Consider the following 10,271-nt stretch of genomic DNA (forward strand, 5'->3'; position numbering starts at 1 on the left):
AACAAAGAAACCAGAAGACCGGGAGTGAACCATGCTGGCGGATCGCATCGAGGCAAAATGGATCGACGCGTTTTGCGAGATCTTTGAGCGCTGCGCCGTCAAGGCCGGCGACACCGCGGCAATCCTCTCGGAAACCCAATCGCGCGCGCTGAACGTTCATTTGGCGGAGCTCGCCCTGCTGCGGATGGGCGCGCGGCCGTTTCATGTGGTGATGCCGACGCCACGTAACCGGAATATCGTGCCGGTTCGCTCGACCGGGGCAAGCGAGGCAATCCAGCGGCTTGGTCCGGTCATCACCGCACTCCAGCAGGCCGGCTTTGTGGTGGATTGCACCATCGAGGGCCTGATGCATGCGGTGGAAACGCCGGAGATCCTCAAGGCCGGTGCGCGGATACTGGTGATCTCCAACGAACATCCGGAAGCGCTGGAGCGGATGGTGCCGGATCCCGCACTCGAGAAGCGCGTTCGCGCGGCGGCGAAGTTGTTGCGTGGGACGAAGCGGATGCGCGTGACATCGAAGGCCGGCACGGCGCTCGACGTTGACATGGTCGGTGCGTCCACGGTCGGCGTGTGGGGCTGGACCGACAAGCCCGGCACGCTGGCGCACTGGCCGGGTGGCATTGTGGTTAGCTTTCCCAAGAGCGGAACGATCAACGGGACGTTGGTGATGGCCCCCGGTGACATCAATCTGACCTTCAAGCGCTACCTGGCGTCCCCGGTGAAAATGACGCTGAAGGACGATTATGTCGTCGAGCTGGAGGGCGAGGGCACAGATGCCGCGATGATGCGCGCCTATCTCGCAGCGTGGGGCGATCGCGAGGCCTATGCGGTCTCGCATGTCGGTTTCGGCATGAATCCGGGAGCCCGCTACGAGGCCCTCTCGATGTATGACCAGCGCGACACCAACGGCACTGAAATTCGTGCCGTCTCCGGCAATTTCCTGTTCTCGACCGGCGCGAACGAATTTGCCGGCCGCTACACGGCGGGCCACTTTGATTTGCCGATGATGGGGACGACGATCGAACTCGATGGCGTCGCGGTCGTTCGCGAAGGCGTGCTGCAGGACGTTTTCGGCTAGCTGCGGTCGAGGACCGGTGGGCGCGCCAGGCCGAAATGCCGGAGCAGGTCGACCATGGCCTGAAGCCGCTTCACGCGATAGGCATCGACGTCCATGCCTGAATAATCGAGGAAGCCGGCACCCGTTCGCAAGCCGATCCGGCCTTCTTGCATATTGCGGGAAATGACGTCCGGCGCGCGATAGCGGTCGCTGCCGAGCGCGCCTTCGAGGTACCGGCTGGCGTAGTACAAGATGTCGCCGCCGCCCCAGTCGATGAACTCGAGCAGTCCGAGCACGGCATAGCGGAAGCCAAAGCCGTAACGGATCGCTTTGTCGATCTCCTCGGCGCTGGCGACGCCTTCCTCGACCATGCGTGCAGCCTCGTTCATCGCCAGCGCCTGGATGCGCGGGACGATGAAGCCGGGCGTCGCCGCGCAGACCACGGGGACCTTTCCGATGGCTTCGAGCAGCGCCTTGACCTCATCGATGATGGCGGGGTCAGTGGCTTTGCCGGGCGAAACCTCGACCAGCGGGATTAGATAGGCCGGATTGAGCCAGTGCACATTGAGGAAGCGCCGAGGGTTCACGATCGCCCCAGCGAGATCGTCGACGAGGATGGTCGACGTGGTCGAAGCGATGATCGTATCCGGGCCGACCTGCTTTGAGGCCGCCCCCAGCACCTCGCGCTTGAGCTCGACGACCTCGGGAACGCCCTCGAAGACCATCCCGGCTTCGGCCAGCGCTGCGCTGCTTCGGCTGGCTGGTACCACCGAGACCCGTGCGATAAGCGGATCGACATCTGCCTCGCTCAGCAGTCCCAGCTTCGACAGGCTGGCAAAGGTCTTCCTGACTTCGTCGAGCGCGTCCGCCTCCAGCCTGGCGAAATCTTCCGCGGAACGGCCCTTGATATCGATCATCGTGACCATATGCCCCGCGTAGGCGAACGCGACGGCGATGCCGCGCCCCATGCGGCCGGCTCCCAGACAGGCAATGTTGGCGCGACTGGTCATCGGTCAAAATCCCCTGCGAAGAAGCGCCCGGAGCTCGGCCTTGCCGAGATTGCCAAGCCCCAGCATCTCGAGCGTTCGGCCGCCCTGCGCAAAATCCTCGCCGCAAATCGCGCCGCCGATGGCCAGAAAGGCCTTGGCCAACGGTGTAGGCGTGCCCGCCAGGGCGGCGGCGGAGACCAGCAGCGACAGCCCAAGCCGCAGATCCTCACGCATATAGCGGTGCTCGGTCAGCACGATTCGCTCACGCCAGTCGCCGGAATCGGTCAGCCGGTCGTGCGAGCCACGGCCATACATCCAGATCTCGCCTTCTTTGGCGTAGTGGTGGGCCAGCGGAAAATGCGGCGCGCCATAGCCAAGCGCTTCGCGCACGGCGATCCGTTCTGCGTCGAGCGCGTCGGTCACCCGGCGGATCGCGGCCTGCGTTCCTTCCTTATGGATGTCCCATCGTTCGAAATGCTCGATCGGGCCCGCGTTCATCACGATCAGCGGCGGGTGAATGATGGGCCCAGCATTCATCAGCGCGCCGGAGAGCGCATCGCCGCAGGGCTCGATCGCATCAGGGAAAGCGCGTCCGATCACTTCGAGTGCATGCGCGGCCTGATCGAGCGGGAACACGCCGACCGGCAGCCGCTTGGCACGGATGGTGATCGCGACCTCGAACGGCCCGTGCTTGCGGGTCAGCCAAGGCAGCGTGCCGGTCTCGGCAAAGCTTGCCTTGGCGTGGTTTCCGGCATCCCGCGCGGCTTGGGCGAAGATCATCGAGCCGAATGTGGCGGGCGGCAGGAATACGACCTGGCCGTCCCGCAAATGCGGAGCGAGCAAACGAGCAATGTCCGGCTGCGCGAAGGCAGGGGCGGGGCACAGAATCAGCTCGGTGCCATCAATTGCTTCGGCGATGTCCGTCGTCACCAGCGCGAGCTTCACATCGTGCCGGCCATTATGATCCTTCACCAGGATGCGCGAGCCGGCCGCGCGATGCGCCGTCACCTGATCGGTGTCGCGGCGCCAGAGCCGGACCTCATGCCCCGACAGCGCAAAATCGCCCGCGGCCGCGAAAGAGCCGTTTCCCCCACCCAGAACTGCAATCTTCAAGATGCTTCTCCTTGCGCGCGCGATTGCGCATCAAGCTGCTTCAGCAGGAAATGCTGGACCTTGCCCAGCGCCGTGCGCGGCAGGTCGTCGACGAAGACGATGTCGCGCGGAACCTTGTAACGGGCGAGCTGCGTCTGAAGATGCGCTCTCAGCTCCTCCGCTTCGAGCCGGCAGCCGGACCGCCCGATGACATAGGCGATCGGCACCTCGTCCCAGCGCGGGTCCGGCCGGCCGATCACGGCGCATTCGCTGACATCGGGATGTTCGAGCAGGACGCGCTCGATCTCGGCCGGATAGACGTTCTCGCCGCCGGAAATAATCACATTCTTCTTGCGGTCGCGGACCCAGAAATAGCCGTCGGCGTCGCACAGGCCGATATCGCCGGTGCGATACCAACCGTCGTGCAGCGCATCGCGCGTGGCATCCGCATTGCCCCAATATTCGAAGAACACGTTGGGCCCTCGCACGGCGATTTCGCCCGGCGTACCCGCAGGGACCTCATTGCCGRCCTGATCGATCACCTTCGCTTCGCAGCACAGGCCGGCAAGTCCGGTCGATCCCGCGCGCGAAAGATCGCCGCCAAGCCGGGTGTAGATTGCGATGGGGCAGGTTTCCGTCGAACCATAGACCTGAAGCACCGGAACATCGCGCGCCACGAAGCGATCGATCAGGTGCGGTGGCACGATGGTCGAGCCGGTCGAGACGGCCTTGAGCGACGAGAGATCGGTCGTTGTCCAGGCGGGATGCTCGCTCACGGCCTGGAGGATTGCAGGCACCATCACCGTCAGGGTCGGTCTTTCCCGTTCAATGGCCGCGAGCGCAGTATCTGGCGTGAAGCGGGCGTGGATCGTGACCGTCGCACCAAGCTGCAGCGCCGGCGTGGTTTGGATGTTGAGGCCACCGACATGGAAGAACGGCAGTACCGTCAGCACGCGATCATCTGACGTCATGTTCTGCATGTGCTGGCTCATGACGCCGTTCCAGAACAAGGCTTCTTGCCGCAGAACAGCGCCCTTCGGCCGTCCCGTCGTTCCAGACGTGTAGACGACGAGCAGCGGGCAGGAGAGATCAGTGTGCGGATTGCGGCCGCTGCCTTCGCTGCGAGCCAGCAGGTCTTCGAATGTTACGCCCCGCGACGGCGCGAAATCGAGGCCGATGACGGCCGTCCCCGGCGCAAGCTCCGGGAGAACTCCGGCAAATGCCTGCTCGAGTACCAGGACCTTTGCGCCCGCATCGGTGAGAATGAAGCGCTGCTCGGCAACCGCCAGCCGCCAGTTCAGCGGCACCAGCATCGCACCAAGTCGCGCGCATGCGTAGAGCAGAACCAGATAGTCCGGCCGGTTCAGGCTCAGGATTGCGACGCGGTCGCCTCGGCCGACGCCGAGCTCCTGCTTCAACGCCGTGGCGGTCCGTTCGATGCGCGCGGCGAGTGCGGCGTAGCTCAGCCGCTCACCCTCGAAGGCGATCGCCGTCTTGTCTGGCGCGAACGCCGCGTTGCGATCGATCAGACTACAGAGGTCCACGGTCAGTCGTCCGTTTCACCGGCCTCGTACAGCGCCTCGCGCCCGATCCGGTCGAGGCAGAGCTCGGCGGTCCAGGGCAGCATGAGCGAGCCGCAGCGGCTGTCGCGATAGATGCGCTCCAGCGGCAGCGAGCGGAGCATGGCCTGACCGCCGCAGGTGCGGATCGCGAGCGCGGCGAGCTCATTGGCGCCCTCCATCACCGAATATTGCGCGGCATAGGCGCGCAGCACCTGCTCCTTGCTTGGATTGGCGCGGGCCTCGGTGACGGCCTGGAACCAGATCGCCTTGATCTGCTCGAGCTTGATCTGCATCTGCGCGACCGCGATCTGCTTGGTGGGGTACATCCGGCGCTTGACCGGCGGCATGCCCGGTACCTCGCCGCGAAGATAGCGCACGGTGAAATCATAGGCGGCTTGCGCCAGGCCCATATAGGTCGGCGACAGCGTCAGGAACATGTGAGGCCAGCGCATCGCCGCCTGGAAATAGACGCCGCGCGGCATCAGCGCGGAATCCTCAGGGACGAACACATCCTTGAACAGCAGCGTGCGAGAGACTGTGCCGCGCATGCCGAGCGGATCCCAGTCGCCGACTACCGAGACACCGTCCGATTTCGCGGAGATCGCGAGGTAAAGGGTGTTGCGGCGCGAGGCTTTTTCGCCCTCCTCCATCTCGGTGCAGAGCACGCCGTAATAGTCGGCATGACCGGACAGCGATGCAAAGATCTTCTTGCCGTTGACGATCCAACCGCCCTTTACGGGCTTTGCTTCCGTGCCGAACGCGACGCCGCCGGCCGCGGCCGCTCCGCCCTCGGAAAAGGGCTGCGAGTAGATCGCGCCATCCTCGACGATACGCTTGTAATGCACCGCGCGCCGCCGCTCGTGCTCGGCGCGGGTCTCCGCGTCCATGTCGAGATCGTCGGCGAGCGGACCGGACCACAGGGTCGAGCAGACGTGCATGTTCCAGGTGAGGGCGGTCGCGCCGCAATAGCGGCCGATTTCCGCTGCCGCCAGTGCGTAGGTTTGATAGTTCGCGCCGAGCCCGCCATGCTTCTTGGGCACCGCGATGCCGAGTAGGCCGACGCGATGCAGGTCGCGATAGTTCTCAGTCGGGAAAATCGCCTCGCGATCGTAAGTCGCCGCGCGACCAGCGAACACGCTTTGGCCGATCTCGCGGGCGCGCGCGATGATGCCGGCCTGCTCGTCGTTCAGGCGGAATGCGACGGGATCGAAGATCGGCGTATCCAGCGCGACCTTGTCGGTTACGCCGATGTTCTTGCTGACTTGCATGGTCATTGCGCAGCCACCTTACGTTTTGGTTGCGACGGAATTCAGGAACCGGCCGAGGGCTTCGTCGAACGCGTCAGGGCGTTCAAGATTGGCGAGATGGCCGACCCCAGCCAGCTCGACATATTCGGCAGAGGGAATGAATGTTACCGTCTTTGCCATCATAGGGGCAGGCGCATTATTGTCCTTGGAGCCGGACAACAACAGCGTCGGGACGGAAATGTCCTTGAGTGTGCTGCGCTGATCGAAGCCCATCAAAGCCAGCATCATGGCGCGATAGCTCGCCTCGGGCACGCTTGCCATGCACTCGCGCGCAAGCTCCATTCCCTTCGGATCGGGATCGTCGCCGACAAGCTCCTTCACCAGGGAGGGAGCCAGCGACTTCATGGTCTCACCGCGATCGAGCGGCCCAAGCCGCGCCGCGATGAACGATTTTTGCCAATCGCCATCGGCCTTGCCGAAGGCCGGGCTGGTCTGCGCGAGGACGACCGCGCGGGCCAGCTTCGGAAATTGCGCCAGCCATTTCTGCACGATCATGCCACCGATCGAATGGCCGACCAGAATTGGCTTGCTTGCACCAAGCTGCTCAATGAATTGCTGGAGCACATCGGCAAGGGCCGTGATGCTGACGGTGGCGAGTGGCGCCGATCCGCCGTAGCCCGGCATGTCCCACGCAATCGTGCGGAACTGGGTGCTGAATCTGGCAAGCTGCTGCCGCCAGGCCCGTGCCGCGCCGCCAATGCCATGCAGGAAGATCAGGGGCGTCGCGTCCAGATCGCCCGCGGCTTCATAGGCGAAGCGGCCGTCTTTTGTTATCATTGGCGCAGGCTGCGACACGCGACATCCTTTTGCTCGGCTGGGCGATGCTAACAGGCCTGTGGGGGATGGGAAGCGATAATTTTATACTTAAAGCAATTTTCGGGCCGGTCTCTCGCGCGAAGGCGTTCGCGGCGCTGCGGCAGCTTCGTTGCAAAAACTTGAAGGTTAAAATATATCGAGGAACGATCAGCAGAGCCAAGGAGCCAGCGCATGTCCGAATTGCCGCACTCGCCGCACGCGCTCGTGACCGGTGGCGGTCGCGGCATTGGCCGCGCCATCGCAGCCTCTCTTGTCGGGGTAGGTGCAACCGTGACGGTGCTCGGCCGGAACGCGGCTGTTCTAGAAGAGGCGGTCAGCGCAGGTGCCGCGCATTTTGCTGCGGTCGCCGACGTCTCGAACGAATTATCACTGAAAGCCGCTATCGCTGAAGCGAGCGCGCGAAAGCCGATCGACATCCTGATCGCCAACGCGGGAAGTGCAGAATCCGCGCCGTTCGCGAAATCGGACGCTGCCCTGTTTGCGCGCATGATGGACGTCAATTTCATGGGCGTTGTCCATGCCATCCAGGGCGTTCTGCCGGGCATGAAGGATCGTCCCTATGGCCGCATCGTCGCGATTGCCTCGACGGCGGGGCTCAAGGGCTACGCCTATGTCAGCGCGTATACGGCGGCGAAGCACGCCGTCGTCGGTCTCGTGCGCTCTCTTGCCCTCGAGACGGCCGGAAGCAATGTGACTGTGAATGCGGTGTGTCCGGGCTTCACCGACACCGATCTGGTCGCCGGCAGCATTGAAAACATCATGAGGAAGACCGGCAGGAGCCGCGAGCAGGCGATCGCCGAGCTCGCGAAGCACAATCCGCAGGGACGGCTGATCACGCCTCAAGAGGTGGCTGACGCAGTGCTTTGGTTGTGCGGCGAAGGCGCTGGTGCGATCACCGGGCAGGCGATTGCAGTCGCAGGCGGCGAAATCTAGTAGCGCGGAACAAACATAGTTAGGAGATCGCATGAGCAGACCAGCCAATCCTGTGACCGTGCCGCTCGCGGATTATTCGCCGCAGCACTTCCTGCTGGCGGTGGTCGACAGCGTTGCCACGGTGACGCTCAACCGTCCCGAGCGGAAGAATCCACTGACCTTCGAGAGCTATCGGGAACTGACGGATTTCTTCCGCGCCTGCGCTTTCGATGATGYAGTCAAGGCCATCATCGTCACCGGCGCCGGCGGTAACTTCTCGTCCGGCGGCGATGTGTTCGAGATCATCGGCCCGCTCGTGAAGATGGACACCAAGGGGCTGACCGCTTTCACGCGGATGACCGGCGACCTCGTCAAAGCGATGCGGGCCTGCCCTCAACCCATTGTGGCCGCGGTCGAAGGCATCTGCGCCGGCGCCGGCGCGATCATCGCGATGGCATCGGATATGCGGCTCGCGGCGAGCGGCGCGAAGGTCGCGTTCCTCTTCAACAAGGTCGGCCTTGGCGGCTGCGACATGGGCGCCTGCGCGATCCTGCCGCGGATCATTGGACAGTCCCGCGCCTCCGAGCTGCTCTACACCGGCCGGTTCATGACGGCGGAGGAGGGCGAGCGCTGGGGCTTTTTCAGCCGCATCGTCACGCCCGAGCAGGTGCTGCCCCAGGCGCAGTTGCTGGCCAAGCAGGTCGCGGAAGGCCCGACCTTCGGCAATACCATGACCAAGCGGATGCTGGCGATGGAATGGGCGATGTCGATTGAAGAGGCGATCGAAGCGGAAGCCGTTGCCCAGGCCTTGTGCATGACCACAGCGGATTTCGAGCGCGCCTTTGAAGCGTTCGCCAACAAGGTCAAGCCGGTCTTCAGGGGCGACTGAGCCCCGGACTTGCTGCGGGAAGCCAGCAATGGGGATTTGCGCCGCAGTACTTGCACGGAACAGATCAGATTTTCTGCAACGACGTGCGCGGCCGGCGGGATCTCGAGAAGCTGAGAATTAAGGCTAAGCCCAAGACCGGGGCCGAGCTCAAGGCGGAGGCGACAAAGCCGCTTGCGGCGGAGTGACCGCCCGTGCGACTTTAACCCCATTGCCTGGCGTATTTTCGAGTGGAGTAAGGGCGATGAAGGCGATTATCGTCGGTGGCGGTATCGGTGGTCTCACCACGGCATTGATGCTGCGCTCGCGCGGCATCGGATGCGAGATTTTCGAGCAGGCCGACACCATCCGCGAACTCGGCGTCGGCATCAACACGCTGCCGCATGCGATGCGGGAGCTTGCCGGCCTCGGTCTCCTCCAGCAGCTCGACGACGTCGCGATCCGCACCGACCAGCTCTATTACCTCAATCGCCACGGCCAGGAGGTCTGGCGTGAAGCCCGCGGCATCGACGCCGGCCATGACGTGCCGCAATTCTCGATTCACCGCGGCCGCCTTCAGGGCGTCATCCATCGCGCCGTCGAGGAGCGGCTCGGACCGGAGGCAATTCACACCGGCTGCCGCCTCGGCGCCTTCACGCAGGACGAGGGCGGCGTCACCGCTTATTTCTTCGACCGCTCGGGCGCGCACATCCATACTGCGCGCGGCGATATCCTGATCGGCGCTGACGGCATCCATTCACGCGTTCGCGACACGCTGTTCCCGAACGAGGGACCGCCGTGCTGGAACGGCCTGATGCTATGGCGCGGTGCGCGCGATTGGCCGCTGTTCCTCACCGGCAAGTCGATGATCGTGGCCGGCGGCCTCAACGCCAAGGTGGTGATCTATCCGATCGCAGAGGGATCGAGCCCGGCGAGCCGTCTCACCAACTGGGCGGTGCTGGTGAAGGTCGGCGAAGGTAATGCCCCGCCGCCCCGGAAGGAAGACTGGTCGCGGCCCGGCCGGCGCGAGGAGTTGATGCCGCATGTCGCGCGCTTCTCGGTGCCTTATATCGACGTCAAGAGCCTGATCTCGGCAACGCCGGAATTCTACGAATATCCGACCTGCGACCGCGATCCCTTGCCTTATTGGTCGTCCGGGCGCGTTACGCTGCTCGGTGACGCCGCGCATCCGATGTATCCGGTCGGCTCCAACGGCGCATCTCAGGCGATCCTCGACGCGCGCTGCCTTGCCGATGCGCTGGTGCGCGCCGAGCATCCGCGCCAGGCTTTGCTTGAATATGAGAAGAAGCGTCTGCCGATGACCGCTGACATCGTCCGATCCAACCGGCGCGGCGGTCCCGAGGGCGTCATCGACGCAGTCGAGCAGCTTGCGCCCGATGGCTTCGACAACGTCGACAACGTGCTGAGCTATTCCCAGCGCGAGGCGATCGTCCGCGGCTACGCCACCAAGGCCGGCTTCGCCGCAGTGCCGGGTCTGGCGGCGGTGCGCGCTTAGGACTCGCTGCTAAAGCGGGATGGGGTTAGGTTGAATCGATTTGGGATTCCCAAATCGGTGTGTTTCTGATTCACCATTCTGGCTGGGTTGGAGGCCAGCATGGATGGGCAAGCCTTATTCTCTGGATCTTCGCAAGCGTGTCGTGTCCGCGATCG

9 protein-coding genes are annotated in these 10,271 nt (G+C 64.0%); 4 read left to right on the plus strand and 5 right to left on the minus strand.

Annotated features, from left to right (window positions below):
* The first annotated feature begins 31 nt into the window (after positions 1-31).
* Positions 32-1,078 (plus strand): peptidase M29, encoded by a 1,047-nt coding sequence (locus tag AB4Z51_RS31395; RefSeq protein WP_028156630.1) that lies wholly within the window; start codon positions 32-34, stop codon positions 1,076-1,078.
* Here the strand turns inward: AB4Z51_RS31395 and AB4Z51_RS31400 are convergent.
* From AB4Z51_RS31400 to AB4Z51_RS31420, 5 genes are read right to left on the minus strand one after another with little or no spacing between them, the layout of a single operon-like run.
* Positions 1,075-2,067: a 3-hydroxybutyryl-CoA dehydrogenase gene (locus AB4Z51_RS31400; protein ID WP_441498691.1), complete on the minus strand. Its 993-nt coding sequence runs from the start codon at positions 2,065-2,067 to the stop codon at positions 1,075-1,077. The two genes, AB4Z51_RS31395 and AB4Z51_RS31400, sit on opposite strands and share 4 nt — an antisense overlap.
* A gap of 3 nt (positions 2,068-2,070) precedes the next feature.
* Entirely contained in the window at positions 2,071-3,159 is a 1,089-nt protein-coding gene (locus tag AB4Z51_RS31405) for an NAD/NADP octopine/nopaline dehydrogenase family protein (RefSeq protein WP_441498692.1), read from the minus strand.
* Positions 3,156-4,682 carry a class I adenylate-forming enzyme family protein gene (locus AB4Z51_RS31410; RefSeq protein WP_441498693.1) on the minus strand — a complete coding sequence of 509 codons (1,527 nt, stop codon included), beginning with the start codon at positions 4,680-4,682 and terminating at the stop codon, positions 3,156-3,158. The genes AB4Z51_RS31405 and AB4Z51_RS31410 overlap by 4 nt, the downstream gene beginning before the upstream one ends.
* Positions 4,683-4,684: 2 nt before the next feature.
* The gene (locus AB4Z51_RS31415; protein ID WP_135215114.1) at positions 4,685-5,974 is read right to left on the minus strand and encodes an acyl-CoA dehydrogenase family protein; all 1,290 of its coding nucleotides are present in this window, start codon (positions 5,972-5,974) and stop codon (positions 4,685-4,687) included.
* 12 nt (positions 5,975-5,986) lie between these two features.
* Positions 5,987-6,784 (minus strand): alpha/beta fold hydrolase, encoded by a 798-nt coding sequence (locus AB4Z51_RS31420; RefSeq protein WP_441498694.1) that lies wholly within the window; start codon positions 6,782-6,784, stop codon positions 5,987-5,989.
* Positions 6,785-6,994: 210 nt separating this feature from the next.
* Between AB4Z51_RS31420 and AB4Z51_RS31425 the strand changes: the two genes are divergently transcribed.
* From AB4Z51_RS31425 to AB4Z51_RS31435, 3 genes are all read left to right on the plus strand, one after another.
* Positions 6,995-7,756, plus strand: a complete 762-nt coding sequence (locus AB4Z51_RS31425; RefSeq protein ID WP_135215112.1) for an SDR family NAD(P)-dependent oxidoreductase — start codon at positions 6,995-6,997, stop codon at positions 7,754-7,756.
* Between the two features lie 31 nt (positions 7,757-7,787).
* Positions 7,788-8,624, plus strand: a complete 837-nt coding sequence (locus AB4Z51_RS31430; RefSeq protein WP_441498695.1) for an enoyl-CoA hydratase family protein — start codon at positions 7,788-7,790, stop codon at positions 8,622-8,624.
* A gap of 241 nt (positions 8,625-8,865) precedes the next feature.
* On the plus strand, positions 8,866-10,116 hold the full coding sequence (locus AB4Z51_RS31435; protein WP_028156622.1) for a flavin-dependent oxidoreductase: 1,251 nt from the start codon (positions 8,866-8,868) through the stop codon (positions 10,114-10,116).
* The last annotated feature ends 155 nt before the right edge of the window (positions 10,117-10,271 follow it).

Source organism: Bradyrhizobium sp. 2TAF36 (assembly GCF_052114925.1).
GTDB lineage: Bacteria > Pseudomonadota > Alphaproteobacteria > Rhizobiales > Xanthobacteraceae > Bradyrhizobium > Bradyrhizobium barranii.